Source organism: Pseudomonas syringae group sp. 26L6, from assembly GCF_032587815.1.
Lineage (GTDB): Bacteria > Pseudomonadota > Gammaproteobacteria > Pseudomonadales > Pseudomonadaceae > Aquipseudomonas > Aquipseudomonas amygdali.
Map to the genome: position 1 here is coordinate 13,745 of NZ_JAWHPJ010000041.1, position 23,330 is coordinate 37,074.

The following is a 23,330-nucleotide window of genomic DNA, read 5'->3' on the forward strand; positions in this document are numbered from 1 at the left end:
CCAGAATCGAGAGCAGACTTGTGTATAACGCCGAGCGCTACAACTACGGTCAGAAGCGAACCGTCACGCCTGCATTAACCGAATGGAAGCGCGTGTCGGTGCCGAACTGCCCTTGGTAGGACAGGTCCAGATCGGTCTGCCTGTTCAAGCGCAGTTTCGCGCCCACTTCAGTCAAGGCGGTGTCGCGCGTTTGAGCGACGCCCTGCACTTCGAAGTTTGGCCCACCAGCGAAAGACTGGACGTTGCGCGGGTCCAGGTCACCGTAGGCACGTCGCCATCCTACTGAGCCGTAAACCTGCGTATTGACGTTCGCCACATTGATGCTCGACGACGCGCGCAGACCCAGTGTCGAGAAGAAGGTGTCCTGTTTATCGCTGGACACGTCCAGTGCGGCTGGTCCGCCTTTTTCGTGCAGATCTTTTGCGTCGTAGCGCACGTAGGAAAGGCCGGCGAAAGGCTCCAGAGCCATGCTGCCGACCGGTATGCGGTAGGCCGCTTCACCACTTGCCTGCAGCGACTGGGCATTGCGTTTGCCGGTCAAGTGATCACTGAATCCGGCAAACGCCACGTTCCGCTCACTTTCCAGCTTGTGCCAGGTGTAACCGACGTCAGCACTGAGGCGCAGGGCATCGATCTGACCACCGGTGTAGAGGCCCAGATGATAGTTGTCGCTGTGGCCGTCGGCATCGCGGTCATCGGCGTCGAACTTCGAACGGCTGTACCCGACGTAGACGCCACCGCGCCAATCCGGTGTGAAGCTACCGTCTGCCCCGAACAGCAGGCCGCCAGTGCTTTGGTGCAGACCACCGGCACCGTTATTGCCGCTTGTCTTGGTCCAGTTGCCGAATGGCTGCACCCAGGCGCCGTTTTGCGTGGTCGGTGTGCTTGGCATCAGATTGAGTGCCATGGCTGGCATGCGCAATGTTCCCGTATCCAGCAGATTACGCATACGAGTGCCCAGCACTCCCGATACCACCTGGCTATTAGCGATCAGGGCTGTCGAGGTACTGCCGAGGTAGTCGCCAGACAGTTGATCGGCTGCGTTGCGAGCGCTTTCGGCATCCAGAACCAGCAGGTTGTTGTAGAGGCGCAGCGGCTCACCGCTTTGCTCGAGTACGCTCAGCGCGCCAGCGGTATTGAACTGGTTTTGAGTCAGCATGACCGTCTGAAAGATGCCCGGAGCAGGTGCGGGTTCTGGAGTGGGCGTAGGTGTAGGCTCTGGTGTCGGTGTCGGTGTCGGTGTCGGCTCAGGAGTAGGAGTTGGCTCCGGTGTCGGTGTTGGAGTTGGAGTTGGCTCAGGAGTAGGAGTTGGCGTAGGTGTCGGCTCTACGCTTTTTTGCTCGATGGTGAGGTTCAGATCATTGGCGGTGCGCTGCAGTCCGACATTCAGGAACGCCGAGTTGGTCAGCGCCTGGGCATAGGCGGTGCCTGCGGCGGCACCGTCGACCACACCGCCCTGAGCAGAGAGCAGGGTGTAAGTCCTGCCGCTCTGATAGCTCTGCGCAGGATCCAGCGCAGTGACGTTGACCTGCGTACCGCGCAGTGTGGCTGTGCCGCTTACGTTGATCTTGTCTGCTCTACCGTCGCCTGCGATGTCCGCGGCGTAACGTGAGCCTGCGGCCATGTCGAGGTCGCCTTGTATGGCCAGCGCACCTATGGCGCTTTCGCCGGGCGACAGAGTACCGCCGGAAGCTACCTGCGTAGTACCCACCTGACCGACGCCGGCCAGAACACCGCCGTCCAGTACTTGGGCGCTGTTGGTATAAGTCCCGAATTCGGTGCGCCCGGCAATACCATTGACCACCAGGGTGCCATTGCCTACGTTAAACCGCGAAAGGCTTTGGGTGGTGGCTGTATTGCCGCGCTGATTGACCTGGTCGACGTTCCCCGACAGCACCAGTCGCCCACCGCGCACAACGACGCTGCCGGCCAGCCCGGTAAGGTCGCCGCTCAATGTGGTGTTGCCGTTGAACGCATACACTCGGCCCGTTCCGTTCAGCGTGTTGGCAACCTGCAGATCAGTATCGGTATGGTTGAACGCCAAATGTCCCCCGTTGCCGGTGCCGAAATTAATGGCGGTTTGCGGGTCCAGTCGGCCGGCCGCCTGAGCTGTTCCGGCAGTCGTCGAATCGATATCGGTACGGTTGGGGTCGGTCACGACCGGACCGCCCACAGCAAGCGTGCCGCGTGTCGGATTGTTGATGCTGCTGATGGTGCTGATGAGAATACCGTTGGTAGAACTCAGCTCGGCACCGTCGGACAGCGTCAGGTAAGTGCGAGAGTCACTGGTGCCGAGCGTCATGCTTTGCGCTGCCAGGCGGGTGCCTTGTCCGGAAATACTCACCTGATTGCTGCGGCCGATGATGGCCGAACCCAGTAAGAGCGAGTCGGTGGTCAGTACTGCGCCGTTATCGAGAGTAAGGTTGTTTCTGTTTCTGAACGCGCCACTGTTGTCCCAGCGGGTTCCGGCGCCGGAAAGATTGACGACGGAGTCGATGTCTACCTGCTGGCTGTTGATCTTGCCGCCATCATTGGCCGTTATGCTCGACCTGTAGACAAACACCCCACCGGCTTCGATATTGACCGCGTCGACCAGGGAGTTCTGGCCACTCACCAGCAACTGCGCGTTTGAAAATGCGTTGGAGCGGGAGCCGTTGACTTCACCCAGATCCAGATCCCGCACCGACACCTGACCCCCGTTGCGCACGTTCAGGTCGCCTTGACCGACCCCACCGACAACGATCGTGTTACCCAGTACAAATGAGGTACGCGGTACTACCCAGCGCGAACCTGCCCCTTCAACCACAACATTGGCCTGAGCCATATTGACGCCGGTTCTGCTGGCCTGGCCAACGATGCTGCCACCTTCGCTGGTCACGGTTGCGCCGCTGTTGATTGTCAGGGTAGAAGTGTTGCCGTCAGTTGCATTGACGTCGATCGCGCCATCGATCAAACGGTCGCTGTTAAAGGTTTCCTGACCATTGGTAAGAACGTAATCCGCTGCCTGAGCATCTGGAAGCAGTGCAAGAGTAACCGCAAAAGCAAGCGGGGATAGTTTGAATAAGGGGTTCATAGCGACTCCAGATACTCCATAAAAACCACAAGGGGTGGCTGCCAGCCCTGAGGGCTTAGGCGTTTCCGTTCGGCGGGGTGCCAACAACGGGAGTATTGAGAGGCGAAGGTTGAATGGAAATAGCACGCATGTACTAGTGGCACGTACGCGTATGTACTAGTGGCACATATTAATGCCTGGGTTGATCAGTTAGTCAGGGATGACGTAGTGCATCTGTACTATTGATATTCTGTTACGCCGTGACTACGGTTGCGTGCGAAATTATTCGACGTTAATTATTTAAATAATGAGTGGCAGCGTTAGGTGTCTGGTGTGCCAGTCAGTGGAGTGTATGAATGAAAAGTGTAGCCTTGTTTCCGTTGATTCTGGCATTGTCGGGGTGTGCGGGTCTTGATCAGGCCATGTCAATGACCAATGGCGTTCTTGATCAAACAGGTGATGTACTGAGCGGGGATTTCAGAGGACTGGCTGAGGCCAGAGAAACAACCTTGACAGAAATATGGCGCGATTGGCAGACCAATGAGGTTACCGCGAAAGAAAAATGGGACGCTCAAACACTGATCATTCCTGGCGTCGTACAGCGCATTACTAAAACCGGGACGGCGGTCGGTCAGAATCAGATTGCGGTCATCTTCAGCGATCCGTCCAATCCCAAATGCACGGGCCAGGGCTTGACCCGCGATGACCTGTTGGTCAACAAGAAAAAAATAAGCAGCTTCAAGAAGGGCGACAGGGTTCTTGTGAAAGGTGTGTTGGGCACCAGTGAATCAAAGTGGACCGACAATGATGCTTGCTGGCTGTCTTTTGACAAAGCCGAATTCACACTTCAGAAATAGAAGCCGTCAGCATAAAACCCGGACAATGTCCGGGTTCTGTAAGCCGCGCATTGATAACGCTGTCAGTTCTGCCAGGTTGTGTAATAAACCGGAATACCCCGCGAGTTGGTGATGGATGCATAATTGAAACCTGGCGCAAACGACTCTCCGCCTGCGAAAGTGTAACCAAATGCGCTGAATTCAATACCACCGCCGACCTGGCTCAACTCGGTCTCGTTCAGCACTCGAAGTGCTGGTCCGGCAGGAAGGGCATCATGTGCCTGTTGTGGGTTCACTGCTTGAGTCATGGCGTTGTTTCCTCTGAAAGGGTCATTGATAAATCAGGGCTTACGTACCGTTGAACGACGGAAGACAACACCATTAAAGTCACCGATTACAAACACCTCAATAGCACAAATGAGCTACTTGTTAGTGTGTATTTTGGCCATTAGTTCATGTGTGCTATTGAGGTTACTTGTCGTCAGGGCTGTAATACGTCGCCCGTTTATGGTGCCTGTTTTATGGAGCATTCCTGATGATTGAAGCGATGGTCATTCATGCTCTTTCGATCTGAGGCGCTTGATGCGCAAAAGCGCAGTACGTTGGGGACGGTTTTGCTGGTCAGTCCATTGTCGATGAGGCTGGCCGCTGCGGTGGCGTTGCTGTTTTGCATCAGCATGGGCCTGTTCCTGACCTTCGCCACCTACACCAAACGTACAGCCGCAAGCGGCGTACTGCTGCCTGAAACCGGCCTGATCAGGATCTACTCACCACAAGCTGGCGTGATCACCCGGCTCGACATCGTCGAGGGGCAACACGTTACAGACGGTGCCGTGCTGATGGCCTTGTCCAGCGACACACAAAGCGGTGAGGCGGGTGGCGCGCAACGGGCGATCAGCCTGTCGATCAAACGTCGTCAGGAAAGCCTCGCTCAGGAAATCGACGAGACGCTCGCTCTGCATCTTCAGGAGCTGGAGGGCAAGAAACGTCAGGTCGCGGCGCTTGAAACCGAGCAGCAGAAAATACTCGCGCAAATCGACCTGACGCGTCAGCGGCTGGCTTTGACCAAGGGCCTTGCCGAGCGCTACGCCAACCTGCAACGTCAGGACTACGTGTCCCGTGACCAGCTTCAGGAAAAACAGGATGCAGTTCTGGACATGCGCTTGCGGAGCGAAGAGCTGAATCGCTCGCTGCTCACGGTGCGTGCCGAAAGCACCAGGCTGCGGGCGGAACTGGTCGAGCTGCCGTTCAACCAGAGCAAGCAGCTTGCCGATCTGCGACGCAGGCTGGCCGAGAATCAGGACCGCTTGATCGAAAGTGAAACCAAACGAGAGATTTTCATCACCGCACCGACGCTGGGTGAGGCCACGGCGATCGCGGTCTCCAATGGATCACGAGTCGACAGTACGCGACCGTTACTGAGCATTGTGCCTGCCGACGCAAAACTGCACGCCGAACTGTATCTGCCCAGCCGCTCCGTGGGGTTCGTGCGCACTGGTGACACGGTGATGTTGCGTTACCAGGCCTATCCCTATCAACGCTTTGGACTGCAACCGGGCAGGGTGTCATCGATCTCGCGTACCGCCTTGCCGGCCGATGAAGTCATGACCCTGGGCAACGTCTCTGAGCCGATGCGTGAACAGGGGCCTTTCTACCGGGTCACGGTTGCCCTGGCGTCTCAAGCCATCGACGGCCAGGGCATGCACGAGCGCTTGCGTTCCGGCATGCAACTGGACGCCGACATCATGCAGGAAAGGCTGCCGCTCTATGAGTGGATGCTGGAGCCCTTGCGCGGAATAGGAAAGCGGCTTTGAACCTGAGAAATACCTTCGCTTTTGGTGTGGGGAGAAAGCTGCCGGTTGTGCTCCAGGCCGAAGCCACTGAATGTGGTCTGGCGTGCATGGCCATGATCGCCAGCTATCACGGCCAGCACAGTGACCTCTTGTCGTTGCGGCAACGTCTCTCGCCCTCAATGAAAGGGGTCAACCTCAAGCAACTGACCCACATGGCTGCGCGGCTCGGGTTGGGCAGCCGTGCGTTGCGGGTCGAGCTGAATGCGCTCGGTCAGTTGCAGTTGCCCTGCGTGCTGCACTGGAACTTCAACCATTTCGTAGTGCTCAAGGAGGTCAATGCACGCGGTGTTGTGGTGCATGATCCGGGGCATGGCCTGTGCAAGCTGACGCTTGACGAGGTGTCGGCAGCATTTACCGGCGTGGCACTGGAGTTGTGGCCGGAAAGTGATTTTCAGCCCGCCGCTGCACAGCCGCCGATCCCGCTGCGCAAACTGCTGGGGCGAGTACAGGGCTTTGGCCGGGTGCTGACGCAGGTGCTGCTTCTGGCCCTGGCGCTGGAGCTGTGTACCATCCTCAGTCCGTTTTTCATGCAGACCGTTATCGACAAGGTGCTGGTCAGCGCAGACCTGGACCTGCTGACGGTGCTGGCGATCGGCTTTGGCCTATTGCTGATCATTCAGCACACCGTTGCGCTGGCCCGTGCATGGGCGCTGATGTACCTGGGCACGATGCTCGGGTCACAGTGGCAGATCAATGTCTTTACCCATCTGCTGCGCCTGCCGGTAGCATTTTTCGAGCGTCGTCATCTGGGCGATATCGTCTCGCGCTTCGGTTCTCTGAAGGCCATCCAGCAGACCGTTACCACATCGTTCATTGAGGCCCTGCTGGATGGGCTGATGACGGTCGTCACGCTGGGGCTGATGATTGCCTATAGCCCGAAGCTGGCGCTTGTTGCAGTGGTGGCGATGATTATCTACGGCCTGGCGCGCTGGATCTGGTTCGGGCCGTTGCGGCGTGCCAGCGAGAACCAGCTGGTCCATGCTGCTCGTCAGCAGTCGCACTTTCTGGAAAGCGCGCGCGGCGTGCGCACCATCAAGCTGTTCAATCGGCATGAGCAGCGTTGCAGTGCCTGGAGCGCTTTACTGGTCGAGGAAATCAATGCCGGTCTGCACCCGCAAAAACTGCAACTGGCCTATCGGGCCTTCAACGGCGTGCTGTTCGGACTGGTCACGATCATTGTTATCTGGATGGGTGCCAGACTGGTTCTGGAAGGGCAATTCAGCGCCGGTATGCTGATTGCGTTCAACTCGTACAAGGAGCAGTTCAACGGTCGGGTGGCTGGTCTGATCGACAAGATTGTCGACGTGATCATGTTGCGCCTGCACGGTGAGCGGCTCGCCGACATCGTGCTGCACGATGCCGAGCCGATTGCCGGTCCGGATACGTTCGATGACGCGTGCAACGACAGGGTGCCCAGCCTTGAAGTACGGCAATTGCGCTTTCGCTATTCCGAGCATGAACCGTATGTGCTGGACGACGTGTCGATTCATATCCACGCAGGCGAATCGGTAGCCATCGTCGGTCCCTCGGGTGGCGGTAAAAGTACCTTGCTCAATGTCATGCTGGGCATTCTGGCGCCCTGCGCGGGCAGTGTTCTGCTGGATGGCTTGCCGGTCGGGCCGGAAAACATCGACAGGCTGCGCCGTATCACCGGTACTGTGCTTCAGGACGATGTGCTGTTCGCCGGTTCCATCGGCGACAACATCAGTTTTTTCGAGACCGGTGCCGATCAGAAATGGATCGAGCAATGCGCGCATCTCGCTGCAGTCCACGATGATATAGCGCAGATGCCGATGGGCTATAACACGCTGGTGGGCGACATGGGCACGGTACTGTCCGGAGGGCAGAAGCAAAGGGTGCTACTGGCCCGCGCCCTCTACAAGCGCCCGCAACTCCTGTTTCTCGATGAAGCGACCAGCCACCTGGACATCAACAGGGAAGCCGCAGTCAATCAGGCGCTGCAAACGTTGAACATCACCCGCATCATCGTTGCCCACCGTCCGGAAACCATCCGCACGGCGGATCGGGTCGTGGCACTTGCGCAAGGCCGGGTTGCCTACGACGGCCCGGTGCTTAACGAGGCTCCTTCAGCGTGAGGCGGCGGGGCATGATTCGTTGCGCTGGCTGGCAGTGCCTGTTGAGCGCGTTCGGCCTGTTAATGGCGTCGTTGTGCCTGGCCGATGCTCGTGTGGACGCGTGCCCCGGCTCCAGTCGTCTGCCAGACGCATTGAGTCTGGCAACGGCCGTGTCTGTTGCGCTGTGTGCCGACCCGAAATTGCGTGAGGTTTGGCTGACCGAGCTGGCACGGCAGGCTGACCTGGATGCTGAGCATTCGGCTTACTATCCGACCGTGCAGGGGCAGTTTCAAAAGGGGCGGGCTGGCAAGACCACGCGCTACCCGGGTTTTCCCGAAGCCGACTCCAGGTTGAACTCCAATACCAGCGTCTACGGCCTCAACCTGAGTTGGGTATTGTTCGACTTTGGCCTGCGCGCCGCCAAAGTCGAAAGCGCCCGGCAGTTATTGAATGTCGCCAGTAGCAGCCGGATCGAAGAGGTGCAGAAGTCGATGCTTGCCACCGCCCGGGTTTTCTATCAAGTGCAGGCGAACATGGCGTTGCTACACGCCAGAGTCAGCGCCGAGCGTCTGGCGGCCAACAGTCTGAAAGCCGCTGACGCAAAGTATCGCGAGGGTGCCGGCGAGCAGACGGATCGTCTCCAGGCTCAATCCAGTTATGCCGAAGCACAATTGAACAGGGTCATGGCGGAGGGCGATCTGGCGGCGGTACAAGGCGAGTTGGCCAGCCAACTGGGGCTGTCGCCATCAGCACCGTTCAAGCTGGTTGAACTGGATGAACCCGGGGCTGATGAAGGGGTGTTTCTGGGCAACGTCAATAGTTTGATGGAGCAGGCCAGAGCGTCCCATCCGGCTATCGAAAAGGCCCGCGCCGACTGGGCGGCAAGCCAGGCCAAGGCCGATGCGGCAAAAGCTCAGGGGCTGCCGACGGTGTCGCTGTTCAGCAATTACAGCCGTCAGGACACGCCTATCGAGCAGGTTTCAACCCGTCAGGAGGTGAACACTTGGACTATCGGTGTGCAAATCACCGTGCCGATTTTCGATGGCTTTCTCAATCGGCGCAGAGCGCGGGCCGCCAGTTACGAAAGCGCCGCCCGCGAACAGGCCCTGCACGAGGTTGAAAACAGTATTGCGCTCAGTGTCTGGAAGAGTCGACAGACCCTGGAGTCCAGAACAAGGGCGCTGGCAATCAGTCGTCTTTTTGTCGAGAGTGCCAGCAAGTCTTACGAAATTGCCCAGGGTCGTTACAAAGCAGGCGTTGGCAGTATTCTTGAGCTTCTGCGCTCGCAAAACGATCTGAGCGCGGCGACCCAGAAACGCGTGGAGTCTCTGGTCAACTGGCATAACGCCAAGCTGCAATTGGCATCTGACCTTGGCAGCCTGAACATCGGCGACTGATGCCGTCACAGGCCCCGGGTGATCGACTGCATGGACGCAAGAATGTACTGCGCTCGCTGCACAACGAGGTGCATCCATGAAAGACCGAAAGAAAAACGCTGAACTGGATCAGGCCACATTGCGGTTGATCGTGGCGACGTTTGCGATCAGCTATGTATCGTTGATTGGTCTTCTGCCGGGGCTCAAGGTTGCCACCTATCAGCCCATCATTTTCTACTATGCGGGCTTTCTGGTGGTTTCTCTGGTCTTGCGCCAGCACATCATCAGCTATCCAGGTGTATTTGCGTTGCGCCGTGTATTCGGGATGGTGCATGACTACACTGCCATTTCCGTCGGACTGATCGTTGGCGGGGAGGCAACACTGCCGGTTTTCAGCGTGATGGTCTGGGTCACTCTAGGCAACGGAATGCGCTTTGGTTCGCGATATCTTGCAATTGCGGCGTCCCTGGCCTTGTTGGCGATACTGGTCATCTATCAATTGACGCCGTACTGGCAGGCGCAGCCATTTATGGTCCTGATGCTCGTCGCCGTCACTATTCTGGTGCCTGGCTATGCGCACATTCTGTTGGTGAGGGCTCGCGAGGCGTCAGAGCAGGCGACCGTGGCCAATCGCGAGAAAGAGCGGTTTCTGGCTCAGGCCAGTCATGACCTGCGCCAGCCCATCCACTCCATCGGCATGTTTACCGCTTGCCTGCGGTCCAGCCCGCTGGGCGATTATGAGCGTCAACTGGTCGATAATATCGATCGCTCCCTGCACAACGTGTCGCAGCTGTTTCGCTCGATTCTGGATATTTACACGCTGGACAGCGGCAAGGTTTCAGCCAAGTCGGATGTGGTCAATCTGGGTGACATGCTCAATGAAGTCGCTCATCAGAACACTGCCGCTGCCCGCTGGGCCGGTGTAGAGCTTCGGGTGCGACCTTGTCGACGCTGGGTCAGGGTCGATGCCACGTTGCTCGCCACGATGGTGCAGAACATCATTTCCAATGCGCTCAAATATGCCCCTGATCACCCGGTGCTGATCGGTGTGCGCAGCCATGCGGGGCGTCTGTCGATCAGTGTGTATGACCGGGGCCGGGGTATTGCTGCGGAACATTTGCCCAGGGTCTGTGACGAGTTCTACCGCATCCGCCATGTGCGCGACAAAGACGTGGAGGGCGTCGGGTTGGGGTTGTCCATCGTCAAAAGGCTCAGCCAGATTCTCAATGTGCAAATCGCGATTGTCTCGCGAATAGACCGCGGGACTACGGTCACCATTCATGGGCTTGAAGAGGTGAGCGCGCCTGTTCGGGTGGTACCCAAGAAGGCATTGGGCGAGAGCCTGCTCAAAGGGGTCAGGGTGTGTCTGGTGGAGGACGACCAGAACGTTCTGATGGCCACCGCAGCGCTGCTTGAAAGGTGGGGATGCGAAGTGCAGACCGCCCGATCGGCGGAGGGGCTCACCACTCATTGCGACATTATCGTCGCCGATTACGATCTGGGCACAGTGGCCAATGGTCTGGACTGCATCGAGAGTATACGAGCTGCCCGTGGCTGGGATGTGCCTGCGCTGATTGTTACCGGGAGGGAAGTGGAAGTCGTGCTTGAGTCAATGCAGGGCGCGGAAGTGTCAGTGTTGTCCAAGCCGTTGCGGCCTTCGGAACTGCGTCTGAACCTGCTCTCGATTCGCGAGCGGCGAATGAGTACTCCCTGACCTGCGTGCATACGGGCCAGGGAATAACGGGGCATCAGGCAGTAATGAATGGCCCGCGAATATCCGACGGCGGGGGCACGTCAGGGAATGGATACACGCAGATCGGGTCCGGTTTGATCACACCAATGCCAGGCACCGGCATGATGGTGAAATCGGCACCACCGGAGACGCTGTACATCTCGGCGTCGGTCAGTACATGAGCATGAACCGAATAATTGTCGACGGTGGTTCCAGTGGTTTTCTGATTGCGGATAATCATGTCAAACCTCGTGGTCGTTATTGAAAAATACTATAAACCAAGTGGGCGGTCGGGCGGCTTGATCATCGTGTGCAATCGGTTGTATCCAGGCGCTGGCGGTCTGTGAGTTTTGCAGCCGGATCAACCGTTGCAAGAGGTTAGATGATCAAGTCATGCATCATGAGTCTGGGCTGGTCAGGTTTCCTGCCGACGCCGAGCGGTGGCGGCCAGCGCTGTAAACATGCCGGCAAGGCCAATGTAATGCCATTGAAAATCGATACTGGCGGCAATAAGAAATGCGAGCGCTGCCAGCCAGAACAGTCTCGACGAATTGACGGTTTTCCCAAAGAGCTTATGACGATCGGGCATCATAATGTTCTCCTGTTTTCCCGGTAGGTGCCTGCACTGCGCTGCCCACCCGAAATGGCAAGGCGTGTTACTGCGCCATCTGGTAGGTCTGAAAGGCGTCAATCGCGCTGGCCCCTGCCACGCCGACCAATATGACACCCGCACCGACCGCAGTCACCGGAGCCAGCGCCGTTGCAGCGGCCACTACGCCGATGGCTGCCACGCCTTCTCCTACTGTCATACCTCCACCGATCTGTGCCAGTTCTTCATTATTGAGTTCGCGCATCATTAATTCCTTATTCATTTGAAATCACCTGTTTGTCGTGTTATTTCAAAGTTTCTGGTCAGTAAGCCATTAGCGCATTACAGGCATTTCAGTCATTGCCTGATAAGTGTTAGTGGCCGTTACAATAATAACCAGTGCGCAGGCTAAGGAAATAGTACAGGTGTGCTAAGACAGGGGGTTAATATTAAAAGGCTATTATTGTGATGCGTTAGTGTGTTGTGCTGCAGCGGTGGATTGAATGTTTGCCCAGTCTTCGATCAAACCGGCATACAGCTCGACGCACTGTTGAAGTTTGCTGACCTCACAATACTCATCCACCTTGTGGGCCATGCTCGGCTCTCCCGGGCCGAGAATAAGAGTGGGCGGGTGACCGACGGCGGGTAGCAGCACAGCGGCATCGGTAAAGTAGGGCACGGTCTGTGCCTGCAAAGGGGCGTCATGCAAAGCCTGGCAGCGGGCAAAAACCTGTCGGACCCAAGGCTCGTCGGGATCGGCGCAAACACCAGGCAAATCAATCAGGGTACTCAACTCTGCACCGTTGCCCAGATGCGCTGCTAATCGCGTGCGGATCTCATCATGGTCCAGATTCGGCGCTGTACGCAGGTCGAGGGTGAACTCTGCGTAGTCCGGGACCGAGTTGATGTTCAGGCCTCCACTGATGGTGCCGATGTTCAGGGTGGGCTTGCGCATAAGGTGATGGGCCGGGCCCACCTCAAAGGTCTGTGCGCGGTCGATATGTCGGGCGGCCAGATAGATGGCATTCACGCCTTCTTCCGGCATTGCTCCATGCGCCGTAAGACCGTGGCTGGCGCAGCGTAGCCACAATGCGCCCTTGTGCCCGAGTATCGGATAGTTGGCAGTCGGTTCGCCGACCAGCAGTGCGCCGAGTTCGCCAAGCAAATGGGGAGCGTCCGTGCACAGTGCGTGGGCGCCATCACAGCCGGTTTCTTCTCCGCCGGTGAGCAACAAGCGAACGCCCGGGCCGCGCTGAATGGCGGCACGGCTGCGCTGGCAGGCCACGATGAAGGCGGCAATGCCCGCTTTCATGTCGCTGGATCCTCGCCCGTACAGCCGGCCGTCGGCAATCTCACCGGCAAACGGCGAGTGACTCCAGGTGGCATTGCCGAGCGGTACGGTATCCAGGTGGCCGGTGAACCCCAGCGGTTTGCCGGGGCCGTCGCCCTCAAGCCAGGCGACCAGATTGAAACGGCGCTCACCGAAACGCTGCAGCTCGCAGACAAAACCGTGGCGGCTCAGCTGCTCGGCAAGAAAAGCCGCACACGCTTCCTCGTCGCCCGGCGGGTTGAGGGTCTGGAACGCTAACAGTGCCCGGGTCAGGGCTATCGGGTCATCGAGCATCGGAGCCTCCGGTCAGGTACGGCGGGTCAGCCAGTCGAGGCTGTTGATCCAGAAGCGGCGATAGCCTTCCCAGTCGAGAAAAGCTTCCGGCAGCCAGTGTTCGGAAAGGTCGCTGGTCCAGGCCAGCGTGCGACCTGCACCGACTTCACGCGCGGCAAGCAGCGGGTGCCGAGAGCCTTCGACGGTGGCCAGCAATTGAGCTTCGGGATGCAACTCAACTTCGTTGTAGCCAAGCAGGTACGGCCATTCGCCGCCCAGGCCTTGCAGTATCGGGTGATCGCTGTTGATCTGCGGCAGAAAGCCTTCCGGCACTTCGACACGATCGTCGTAAGGCAGGCAGCGCACAGGCAAGACTTCCTCGACAGGCGTTCCGCGGTAGCGCGCGCCGCCATTGATGCCTTGAAAGCTGAAGTAGCCGCCGACCATCATCAATGCACCGCCCTGCAAGACGTATTCGCGAAGGGCTTTGAGGCGGTTGGGCGTACGCTTGCCACGCAGCCAGGTGTCCGGGTGCAGCAGCAGGGTATTGGCTCCGATGTCGGAGAGGATCACCGCCTGATACTGACGGAGTGCTTCAACCGTGGCCGGAAAGTTGATCTGTGCCTGATCGGCGCACATCTGCGTGATCTGATAGTCGCTGTCTGCCATCGCCGCAAGCAAACGCCGTGCGCCATTGTGCGCGGTGACGCTGTCGAACTGATCGAAGCCCTTGATGTGGGTTGACGTGCTGACCCATGATTCGCCAGCCAGCAATACGGACTGTTTCATGACGTTGCATTCCTCTGCGATGAAAAAGGAGCCTGGAAGCCGCGCTGGAAGACCCGGCGCGGGTTGTCGATCAAAAGGTTTTCGAGTTGTTCACCGGTAACGCCATGACGGCGCAGGCGCGGGACAAAGTGTTTCAGCAGGTAGCCATAACCATGGCCGCCATAGCGAGTCAGCATGGTTTTCAGAAAGACGTCCTGAGACAACAGCACCTGCGAGCCGAAGCCGTGCTCGATCAGGGCGACGATGGCCCGCGCGTTTTCTTCATCGCTGGGCGACTGCGCGTGCTCGTCGGCGAAGTAGTAACCCATGCCGATCATGTCGTATTCCAGAAACGCGCCGCGTGCCGCCAGCGCATGCTGATACGCAGGGTCGCTGTGGCTCGGGTTCATGTGGCACAGCACCGTATGGCGCAGGTCGGCGCCTTCAGCCTCAACGATGTCCAGTACCCGGTGGCCGAGGCGTTCCCAGCCCGGCAGATGCACCGAGAGCGGTACGCCGGTCGCGGCACTTGCACGGGCTGCGGCACGCAGTGATTTCTCTTCGTCAGCCGTAAATGCGGCAGAAACACCAATCTCGCCTATCAGGCCGGCAATGACCTCCGGCTTTTCCTCGCCACCGCCCACGTCATGAATGATCTGCTCCGCCAGTTGTTCCACCGAGCGTTCGCGCACGTAATGCGGGTGCGAGGGCTCCAGATAGAAACCGGCACCCATGATGATATTCAGGCCGGTCAGACGGGAAATCCGCTGCAAGGCCTGCGGGTCGCGGCCGATGCCCAGGTTGGTCGGATCGACCACCGTTTCCCCGCCCAGCGCCCGGTACTTCAGCAGTTCTTCGCACGCGAGGTCGACATCGAACAACTGACAATTGTCGCGGCTGACCAGCGGGTTCATGTGCAGCTCGCCGAGCAGTTCGATGCTCACCGGGCGCTCGGCCAGGTGCCGTTCGCCGCAGCAACTGGGTGCGACCCATTTGCCCGATGCGTCGAGCAGAATGTGTTCGTGCATCAAAGTGGCGCCAAGGCGCTCGACCGGCATTGGCCCCAGCACCGTCATGGCATGGCCGCTGTCGACGCCGAGTGGAAGGGGTGAAGGATGACGAAACAGGCTCATGCTCCAGCCCTCCCGAGTGGACGACCGGTGCGCAGAATGCGTGTGTTAAGCCAGATTGCCAGCAGCACGATCAGCCCGGTGGCAATTTGCGTGTAGAACGGTGAAATGTGGGCCAGAATCAGCCCGTTCTTGATCGCGGCCATGGTCAGGGCTCCCAGCAGCGTGCCGACGATCGTGCCGAAACCACCAAACAGACTGGTGCTGCCAAGCACCACGGCGGCGATCACTTCCAGTTCAAAGCCTTCACCCTGATTCGAAGAGCCGCTGCCTAAACGCGCCGTGACAATCATGCCCGCCAGCGCCGCTGCCATACCGCTGAGCATGTACACCCGCAGCAGTACGCCCCTGTGGTTTACCCCCGCCCGGCGTACACTTTCGGCGTTGGCACCAATGCCGGTGAGGTAGCGTCCGAAACGCATTTTGCCGAGCATCAACGCCCCGCCGAGCGCCGTCAGGAGGGCCAGCCAGGCGGCCAGCGGCACACCCAGAAACCATCCGCGCCCGAGGCCCAGAAACACGGTCTCTTCGCGTGGTACGGGAATTGAGTAGCCTTGTGTCAGCAACATTGCCAGGCCGCGAATGATGGTCAGGGTAGCGAGGGTGACGATAAACGCCGGGATGCCCGCATAGGCAATGAAATAGCCGTTCAACGCGCCGATCATAGCCCCCACACCAAGCCCGCCGACAAGTACCAGCGGCCATGGCAGGTGCCAGGCATTGAGCGCCATGGCTGCCAGCGCCCCGACCAGGGCCAGCGTCGAGCCCACGGACAGGTCAATGCCGCCGGTGGTGACTACAAGCGTCATTGCCACGGCGACGATCAGTAACGGGGCGTTCTGGCGAATGACATTAAGCAGGTTTGCACTGCTCAGGAAGTTGTCGGTCACCAGTGTGAACAGCACCAGGCACAGGGCGAAAAACAGGCCGATGCTGACCACGCCGGGGAAATCGTGCAGCACGCGCTTGAGCCGGGACTGAGGCAGGATAGGTTGGCGTGTCAGGTCGAGAGTGTTCATGAAGTCGTGTCCTCTCAGGCACAAGCGGAGCGGGCAGTGAATTTGTGCCCGACGATAAGTTCGACGACCTCGTTGAGGTCGGTGTCGGCGATCCTTCGCTCGGCCAGGTTGGCCCCGTCATACATCACCATGATCCGGTCGCAGACCAGGAACAGGTCCTGCAGCCGGTGCGTGATCAGAATCACGCTGACGCCTTTGCGGCTGATGGTGCGAATCAGCTCCAGCACCGCCTCGACTTCGGCTACCGCAAGCGCTGCGGTGGGTTCGTCCATGATCAGAACCTTGGGGCCGAAGGCAGCCGCGCGGGCAATCGCAACAGCCTGGCGCTGGCCGCCTGAAAGATGGCGAACCTGCGCACGGGTATCAGGGATGGTGATACCCAGCGCTTCAAGAATCTGCCGTGCTTCGCGGTGCATGCGCGTCTCATCGAGCAACGGCACGCCGAGCACGCGGCGCATCGGTTCGCGGCCCATGAAGAGGTTTCCGGCCACATCGACGGTGTCACACAGCGACAGGTCCTGATACACCATCTGGATATGACAGCGTTGAGCATCTGCCGGGCCGCTGAAGCTGACTTCTTCGCCGTCGATGGCGATACGCCCACTGGTAGGCAGTACCGCACCCGAGAGGATCTTGGTCAGGGTGGATTTGCCTGCGCCGTTGTCGCCCACCAGCCCCAGCACTTCACCGGGCTGCAGCAGCAGGTCCACACCGCGCAACGACGCTATCGAGCCATAGTGTTTAGTGATCGCGCTCATCTGTACCCGAGGCACTTCGCCAGGCGTCTGCATGCTGAGCCCTCTTATTTGAACTCGGCGCGATAAGCGGCCAGGTTGGCTTTGGTCACCAGCGTGACGGGAATACTCTGTTCGCGAGCCACGGTTTTTCCGGACAACAGCGCCAGTGCCGACTCCACCGCCGTCTTGCCCATGGCCTGCGTGTTCTGTTGCACCACCACCGCGACAGAGCCGTCATCCAGACCCTGCACTGCCTGAGAGGACAGGTCCCACCCGAAAATCCTGACCCGCTCGCCCGCACCTTGCGACATGCTCGCGGCAACCGAGCCAATCAGGGCGGGTTCGCCAGTGGCATAAATGATCTGTAATTCAGGGTTGGCGGTCAGCAGGTTCTCCGCGGCAGCCTGGGCGGTGTCCTGTACGTTGTTGCCGTCTACGGTGTTGACGATCTTCGCCTGGCTGGCGGTCTTTGCCAGGCCCTCGCGGAAACCGTCCAGACGCAGATTCTGTACATAAGAGCCGAGGGCTCCGACCACGCCGATGCTGGCTTTGCCCGCCAGTTCGCGGTTGATGTATTCGCCGGTGTACTGGCCGATCTGTCGGGCTGCCTCGCGGTTATCCACGCCGACCTGTACGGCATTGTCGCCATTAATCACAGCGTCGATTGCCACCACCGGGATTCCCGCCTGCGCAGCTGCGGTGACCGCAGGTTTGATACCGTTGACGTCTATGGCGCAGACCAGAATGGCGTCGACCTTGTCCTGAATATAGGCCTCGATGGCGTCGTTCTGGGCTGCCGGATTGTCGTTGGCGTTGAACACCACCAGCTCTGCTCCGGCAGCTTTCGCCGCAGCCTGTGCGCCCTGGGTAATCTGGGTGAAATACAGCGCCTGCTGGTTGACCTGTACCAGAGCCAGACGTTTGCCGGTCTGGGCCTGAATGATGGGTGACAACGCCAAGGCCAGGACAGCGCCGAGGGTCAGGGTGAAACGCTTGCTGAAACGCAGCATTGCCATCCTCCTAGTCTGTTTGCCGGTGCGGCAAATCAGATCGGTAAACCGGTTTACCAGCCGTTTCAAAAAAAAGACAAATGAGCTTTGTCTTCAGGTTTGAGAACTGGAGAAAGCAGATTGTGTGCCATTTTTTTCACGATGTCGGCCAGGCACCGTACGTCCTTGATGCGCCACAGTTTTCCGCAATCATCGGCTTTTCAGGATGCCGATGGCAGTGCACCGATTTAAGGCCGGGTGTTACTGGTTGCCCCGCAATCAGTCACTGCGAGTTGCTACCGTGCCCCGGCAGACCAACTCTACGGGTACGCGCACGACGTCCTGTGTACAGTCGCCGCCCGCCATGCGCTGCAGCAATTGCGCCACGCCGAGACGGCCAAGCTCCCTGGAGGACTGGCGGATGGTACACAGCGGTGGGGTAAGCAGACTGGCATAAACGGCGTCGTCGAACCCCACCAGCGACATGGCGCCGGGCACGCTGATATCGCGCTCACGCAGGACATCGAGCACGCCCAGAGCGATGAAGTCACTGGCGGCGAAAATCGCCTCCGGAGGGTGGGGCAGGGTGAGCAACTGAGCGGTTGCGATACGCCCGAACTCACGGCTGTAATCTCCAAAGCACAGGTATTCCGGCACCTCTGCGATGCCCGCCAGCGCCAGCGCTTCCCGGTAGCCGGCATAGCGCTCGCGGGCACTCATCAAGGCTGACGGCCCGGACACATGAGCGATGCGTCGATGGCCATGGCGGATCAGATAGTCAGTCGCCAGGCGACCGCCCTGATGGTTGTCGGCGAACACTTTGGGCTGCGAGGTGCCGGGAACGTCTTCGTCGAGCAGAATGATATTGCGGTAGCTCGCCAACTGACTGGCCAGCGTGCCGTCGTCCGGACGGTTGCTGACCAGTAGCAAGCCATCGACGTTACGTGAATCCAGCCAGCGCACAAAGGTGCTTTCACGTTCAAGCAGGTTGCGGGTGACACACAGCACCAGGTTATACCCGTTGGCGGACGCCTCTTCCTCGGCCGCGTCTGCCAGCTCGGCAAAAAACGGGTTGGCGATGTCCGGCAGCACCAGACCGATGGTCTCACTGCCGCCTTTGCTCAGGCGTCGGGCCAGACTGTTGCCCCGGTAGTCCAGCGCCTTGATCGCCGTGTCGATACGTTTCGCGGTCTCCGGCGGCAGGCTGATACTTCGATTCAGGTAGCGCGACACCGCAGCTTTGGAAAGGCCGGCATGGTTGGCGACATCCTGAAGTGTTACGGGTCTGGTCATGGCGGTCGGATTTTATACCTGAAAAACGAAGCATTGACGTGAGGTGCCGGTATCTTCTCATGCGTGCCCGAACAGCCCGACGATTTTCTCTGCGGGTGACGTCGAAAAAATCCATGTGGGGCGTTGGTCGGCCAGATCTCGTTAACCTTTTGCACGTTGGCGACATGCTCTGCTCGGGCAAATGTGTGCGGTCTGGAGCTTTTAGTGCGTCACTGAATATGGCGCATTATGTATATGTTGTCGCATGACTTATGTCTGATCACTTCACACACTACGGTCACGCAAGTAGCTTAGTATTCATTGCATTGGCTTTAAGACATTCGCCACGAATGTCGATCACTTACAGTGATGGTTCCCCATTGAAGAAGTCCCTCTTGTTTGCTTAATGGAACCGCACAGCACACTGCGACACTCATTTACTCAATTTTCCAGTAAATGCGGGCGATGAGTGTTTGCGATGAATGCTGTTCAGCCAATTATAAGTTCTGCTTATTTTCAATATTTTCTCGGTGATAGCAACTGGCTGCTTTCTGGGGGCTGTTCATTATCAGCAGGCTTTATCCATGAGTGGATCAACCCGAAAAATGGCTATTTGCCTTGTGAGTATCGGTTGATGGCGTTCGAGTCTGATAACAGTCCTGATGCCTGTCATTCCAGGGACGAATGTTCATCGCGTGTCCCAAGACGAACGTTCAGGAGGGCTTAATGATAAATCCCGTAAAACACAATTTCAGTCACCTTGGGTTTTCAAACGCTCAAAGTACCTCGGCACTGGGGCCTGTCAGTAATAAAGTGCCCAACTTTGTTTCGCGAGGGCGAGGCAAGGGAGTTCCAGTGGAGCAATTCAATACTGTCGAAGAGTGTCGTTTGGCGGGGCGGCAGGACAGCGTACTGGATTCGATAGACGGCAAAGAGTTCATGCGACTGCTGCAGAAGTACACGGCCTCTGAAACAACCGAAGAAGAATTTGCCGACCTGAGGGCCGCCATACCGCGCTACTCCATTGAGTTGGCCGAGTCGGATCACCCTAAAGTGCTTTATCGGGGGATATCTCTGGATGATGAGACTGCGTCGCTGTTACTGAATACCTCCAAGGGTTACCGCAGTCGTGAAATAGCCCATGGTCTTATTCACGGCCTGCGCGTGGTTAAAGGCGTTTACACCGCGACCGGGGTGGCCAGTGCCTCGACAGTGTCAGCCGTTTCGCAAGGCTTTGCGCTGGTGAACGCGAACAGGAAAAAAGAAACACCGGTTCTTTTTGTACTGAAAGCGATGCCTGCCGTTCCCGCGCTCAACCACAGTGGTGCGAAGGGGGTGACACTCAGTGAGAGCCGGTTGCCGTTATCGGTGGCCAGCAAGAGTGAACATGAAGTCATTCTGGATATCACCAACCGGTACGAAATTACGCAGGCTCGCCGGAGCGGTGAGTTCATTGTCGTCGACATGACGGTTTTAGGACGGTCCAAGAGGGGAGGTGAATTCGCTCTCGTCGAGACTGACAAATGGAAACAACTCTCTGGCGCCAAGGGCTCTAATCCAGGTGGATTGTTTCAAGCGCCCAATGGCGTTAAGTGGTATGTGAAAACCAACCCGTCTGCCAATAGGCTTCGAAACGAGGTGCTTGCCTCCAGGCTGTACCGTGCCGCAGGAATCGATGTTCCTGACATAGAGCTGGCGTCCCGCAAAGGCAAGCCCGCACTGATTTCAAAACTGATAGTAGGGAACCCCAAAGACCTCGATACGCTGGCAAAAAATAGCCAGTTGAAGTGCGGCTTTGCTGTGGATGCCTGGCTGGCGAACTGGGATGTCATCGGTCTGACGGGGGACAATGTCATCTTCAATCACCGTAACAAACCTGTGCGCATCGACCTTGGCGGCGCGCTGGTCTTCCGCGCCCAAGGGGAGCACAAGGGTAGTCAGTTCGGTACCACGCCCATGGAACTGGTCACGATGCTGTCTCGTGAAGACAATTCGTCCAGTCGTGTCTTTCGGAACATCGAGCGTAATGACATCCGCGAGGGTATTGCAGCGATAGAAAAAATACCGGATGCGCGTATTGCCGCACTTTGCGCAGAGCACGGTCCTGGCAATCACAGCGAACGCATTGAGCTCGGTAAAAGACTGATCAGTCGGAAGAAGTGGCTGGTCGATATGAAGCAGACGCTTCCTTATATTCATCGCCAAAAGAACGAGCGCGGCAATGTTGTCACTGTTAAAAATCCCACGTCTCCCAGCGCTTTGGATACGTGGCGTGATCGATACGCCACAGCCGTTTTTGTACCCCACAGCGCTGTCCGTGGCAGCATGAACAACCTGCCGTTCAGATCATTTACGCCCCCCAACACAATGGATGGCTGGCGCCGATTTACAACCCGGGCGGTCAACTTCACAGAGCCGGAATTTAAGCGTTCCCAGCACCTTGCTCCCGCCAGTGGAGCGATCATTTTTGAGCCCGACGGCAGGGTGTGGATCACCGAGCCGACCAATCACCCGTTCGGCGCAACGCACGCTTTTCCCAAGGGAAAGCAGGAAGCCGGTTTGAACTTGAGGACCAATGCACTCAAGGAAGTCTACGAAGAGACGGGGCTTCTGGTGAAGTTCCACGGCTTCATCGGTGACTACGACCGAACAACATCCCGAACTCGTTATTACCTTGCCAAACGGATCGATGGAACACCGTCCGATATGGGCTTTGAATCTCAAAGCGTCAAGCTGGCAAACATTACCGAGGCCAAAAGACTGCTACCCAACGCCGTGGATATTGCCATCTTGCGAGACGCAGAGCGGGCTTATCTAAAGGGCCCCTTTTAATGAATCTCCATCTGCTTGAGCGCTGACAGACGATAAAGAGGGTTTCTGAAGCCCTGCACAAAAACCCGTTCACCCAAACGCGTTACCTCCACAAAAAGGAGTAATGAAATGAGTATGAATACCTCTGTAAGCAACAACAGCCCGGGGTGGTCCCCTGTTTCATCGGGCAACCAGGCTCCGAGTCCGGACTATTCAGGTAAATCGTCGAGCAATGCCGTGCACTTTCTTCCTCCGGAAAGTACCCGGCGCGCGCCGAACACGGTGAGTTGGGGGAATGGCGCGCCGACAACCGCCACCACCGGGAATGGACGAGCAGGAGGGGGCGATCAAAGTGACTTGATCGAGGCGTTGACGACGCTGATTCAGGCGCTGCTGAAACGCTTGCTCGGTGATTCTTCCGCAAGTAACTCTTCTGCAAATAACCCTTCCGAGAACCCGTCCCCAGCTTCGTCCGGGCCAGGTCGAGCTTCTGCTTCTACCGGCGGCGCTGCCAGTTCGACGCCAGACTCAGGACTGTCTGAGCAGTCAAATCAAGCCCAACCGTTCAATAACACTGGCTTGGGGTCTCATGGCGGCGCGAATACGGTTCCTGACCGAATTGCGTCTCCTGAGGCAGCGCAAAAAATGGTCGAAGACGTGAAAAGTGCCGGAGGGGAAACACTTCGCATCCAGATGACCCATGACCAGATCAATGACCCGGCGCAAATGGCCAAGCTCAAGGCGATGGTCGATGCCGGCGACAAACAAGGGGTCAGGATTCAGTTTACGTTTCGTGACAACGCCAATGGCGGTGGTGGCAACGTCTTGTCCGGCGACAAGCTCCGACAAGCCGCCGACGATGTCAAAAACGTGGTATCTGCCCTTGGAAACCATCCGAGTTTTGTACTCGATACGTTCAATGAGGGCGGCAAGAGTGCCACTCAAGGTTGGGCCGATATGCAGAGCACGCTGATCAAATCCGCCCGCGACGCAGGTTACAAAGGCGACATCGTGGTGGAGGACAGCAATTGGGGTGGTGGTCTGACAGCCGGCGGGGAAAGCGGGCTGGTCAAATACGCTGATCAGTTGAAAGCCGCCAACGGCAGCAACAACCCTGGCCTGATCGGCAGCATCCATGAGTACGCCAGCGGTGCTGATGCCTCCTCGCGTCTGTCATCGGAGATCAAGGCGCTTACGAGCGCGGGCTTCAAGCCGCAAATCGGTGAAGTCGGCAACGCCAACTGGACCGGAGGCGGTAACTTCGAACAGCGCGACGGCGCCAACCAGGCCGTGAAAGACAACATGGGCGCCCTGAAAGCAGCCGGTGCCGATGTGCTGCCATGGATGGACCAGTTCGAGAACGGCAAGATCAAACACGATGTCGGTTTCTCGAAAGGCGATCAGTTTTCCTGATCCTGTTTAATGGAACCTGATGTGCCTGTTGACCACTCAGCGGGCAGCTATCTGCGAGGTCGCCAACGACCAGTG

19 protein-coding genes are annotated in these 23,330 nt (G+C 58.1%); 7 read left to right on the plus strand and 12 right to left on the minus strand.

Translation table 11 applies throughout. The features are described from left to right. Positions 1-49: 49 nt before the first annotated feature. Positions 50-3,073, minus strand: coding sequence for an autotransporter domain-containing protein (locus RYA97_RS17635; protein WP_117140414.1), 3,024 nt, complete (start codon positions 3,071-3,073; stop codon positions 50-52). 335 nt (positions 3,074-3,408) lie between these two features. On the opposite strand from RYA97_RS17635, the gene RYA97_RS17640 reads away from it, so the two are divergent. Next, positions 3,409-3,909 carry a hypothetical protein gene (locus RYA97_RS17640; protein ID WP_004663667.1) on the plus strand — a complete coding sequence of 167 codons (501 nt, stop codon included), beginning with the start codon at positions 3,409-3,411 and terminating at the stop codon, positions 3,907-3,909. Positions 3,910-3,971: 62 nt separating this feature from the next. Here the strand turns inward: RYA97_RS17640 and RYA97_RS17645 are convergent, their stop codons facing one another. Continuing rightward, the gene (locus RYA97_RS17645; RefSeq protein WP_005782644.1) at positions 3,972-4,196 is read right to left on the minus strand and encodes a hypothetical protein; all 225 of its coding nucleotides are present in this window, start codon (positions 4,194-4,196) and stop codon (positions 3,972-3,974) included. Between the two features lie 249 nt (positions 4,197-4,445). Between RYA97_RS17645 and RYA97_RS17650 the strand changes: the two genes are divergently transcribed. The 4 genes from RYA97_RS17650 (at position 4,446) to RYA97_RS17665 (ending at position 10,906) form a co-directional block, all read left to right on the plus strand. Next, the gene (locus RYA97_RS17650) at positions 4,446-5,702 is read left to right on the plus strand and encodes an HlyD family secretion protein (protein ID WP_117140413.1); all 1,257 of its coding nucleotides are present in this window, start codon (positions 4,446-4,448) and stop codon (positions 5,700-5,702) included. Beyond that, the gene (locus RYA97_RS17655) at positions 5,699-7,837 is read left to right on the plus strand and encodes a peptidase domain-containing ABC transporter (RefSeq protein WP_117140412.1); all 2,139 of its coding nucleotides are present in this window, start codon (positions 5,699-5,701) and stop codon (positions 7,835-7,837) included. Before RYA97_RS17650 ends, RYA97_RS17655 begins: the two co-directional genes overlap by 4 nt. Positions 7,838-7,848: 11 nt before the next feature. Then, the gene (locus RYA97_RS17660; RefSeq protein ID WP_005745447.1) at positions 7,849-9,213 is read left to right on the plus strand and encodes a TolC family protein; all 1,365 of its coding nucleotides are present in this window, start codon (positions 7,849-7,851) and stop codon (positions 9,211-9,213) included. Between the two features lie 76 nt (positions 9,214-9,289). After that, positions 9,290-10,906, plus strand: coding sequence for a hybrid sensor histidine kinase/response regulator (locus RYA97_RS17665; protein WP_005745448.1), 1,617 nt, complete (start codon positions 9,290-9,292; stop codon positions 10,904-10,906). A 34-nt stretch (positions 10,907-10,940) separates the two neighbouring features. Here the strand turns inward: RYA97_RS17665 and RYA97_RS17670 are convergent, their stop codons facing one another. The 10 genes from RYA97_RS17670 to RYA97_RS17715 form a co-directional block, all read right to left on the minus strand. Then, positions 10,941-11,165 carry a hypothetical protein gene (locus tag RYA97_RS17670; RefSeq protein WP_002553187.1) on the minus strand — a complete coding sequence of 75 codons (225 nt, stop codon included), beginning with the start codon at positions 11,163-11,165 and terminating at the stop codon, positions 10,941-10,943. A gap of 174 nt (positions 11,166-11,339) precedes the next feature. Beyond that, positions 11,340-11,516: a hypothetical protein gene (locus RYA97_RS17675; protein WP_005745449.1), complete on the minus strand. Its 177-nt coding sequence runs from the start codon at positions 11,514-11,516 to the stop codon at positions 11,340-11,342. A gap of 64 nt (positions 11,517-11,580) precedes the next feature. Beyond that, the gene (locus RYA97_RS17680) at positions 11,581-11,778 is read right to left on the minus strand and encodes a hypothetical protein (protein WP_005745450.1); all 198 of its coding nucleotides are present in this window, start codon (positions 11,776-11,778) and stop codon (positions 11,581-11,583) included. 195 nt (positions 11,779-11,973) lie between these two features. Continuing rightward, positions 11,974-13,137 carry a M20 family metallopeptidase gene (locus RYA97_RS17685; protein WP_005745451.1) on the minus strand — a complete coding sequence of 388 codons (1,164 nt, stop codon included), beginning with the start codon at positions 13,135-13,137 and terminating at the stop codon, positions 11,974-11,976. 12 nt (positions 13,138-13,149) lie between these two features. Then, entirely contained in the window at positions 13,150-13,905 is a 756-nt protein-coding gene (locus tag RYA97_RS17690; RefSeq protein ID WP_016981123.1) for a glutamine amidotransferase, read from the minus strand. Then, the gene (locus tag RYA97_RS17695; protein ID WP_005745454.1) at positions 13,902-15,017 is read right to left on the minus strand and encodes a phosphotriesterase; all 1,116 of its coding nucleotides are present in this window, start codon (positions 15,015-15,017) and stop codon (positions 13,902-13,904) included. Before RYA97_RS17695 ends, RYA97_RS17690 begins: the two co-directional genes overlap by 4 nt. Continuing rightward, entirely contained in the window at positions 15,014-16,033 is a 1,020-nt protein-coding gene (locus RYA97_RS17700) for an ABC transporter permease (RefSeq protein ID WP_005745456.1), read from the minus strand. The genes RYA97_RS17695 and RYA97_RS17700 overlap by 4 nt, the downstream gene beginning before the upstream one ends. A gap of 14 nt (positions 16,034-16,047) precedes the next feature. Then, entirely contained in the window at positions 16,048-16,824 is a 777-nt protein-coding gene (locus RYA97_RS17705; protein ID WP_005745457.1) for an ATP-binding cassette domain-containing protein, read from the minus strand. An 11-nt stretch (positions 16,825-16,835) separates the two neighbouring features. Next, positions 16,836-17,780: a substrate-binding domain-containing protein gene (locus RYA97_RS17710; RefSeq protein WP_005745458.1), complete on the minus strand. Its 945-nt coding sequence runs from the start codon at positions 17,778-17,780 to the stop codon at positions 16,836-16,838. Between the two features lie 258 nt (positions 17,781-18,038). Then, complete coding sequence (locus RYA97_RS17715; RefSeq protein ID WP_005745459.1) at positions 18,039-19,052, minus strand: LacI family DNA-binding transcriptional regulator; 1,014 nt, start codon at positions 19,050-19,052, stop codon at positions 18,039-18,041. A gap of 705 nt (positions 19,053-19,757) precedes the next feature. Between RYA97_RS17715 and RYA97_RS17720 the strand changes: the two genes are divergently transcribed. Both RYA97_RS17720 and RYA97_RS26585 read left to right on the plus strand, forming a co-directional pair. Next, the gene (locus tag RYA97_RS17720; protein ID WP_005782659.1) at positions 19,758-21,863 is read left to right on the plus strand and encodes an NUDIX hydrolase; all 2,106 of its coding nucleotides are present in this window, start codon (positions 19,758-19,760) and stop codon (positions 21,861-21,863) included. Between the two features lie 114 nt (positions 21,864-21,977). Then, positions 21,978-23,255, plus strand: a complete 1,278-nt coding sequence (locus tag RYA97_RS26585; RefSeq protein ID WP_410478509.1) for a cellulase family glycosylhydrolase — start codon at positions 21,978-21,980, stop codon at positions 23,253-23,255. The last annotated feature ends 75 nt before the right edge of the window (positions 23,256-23,330 follow it).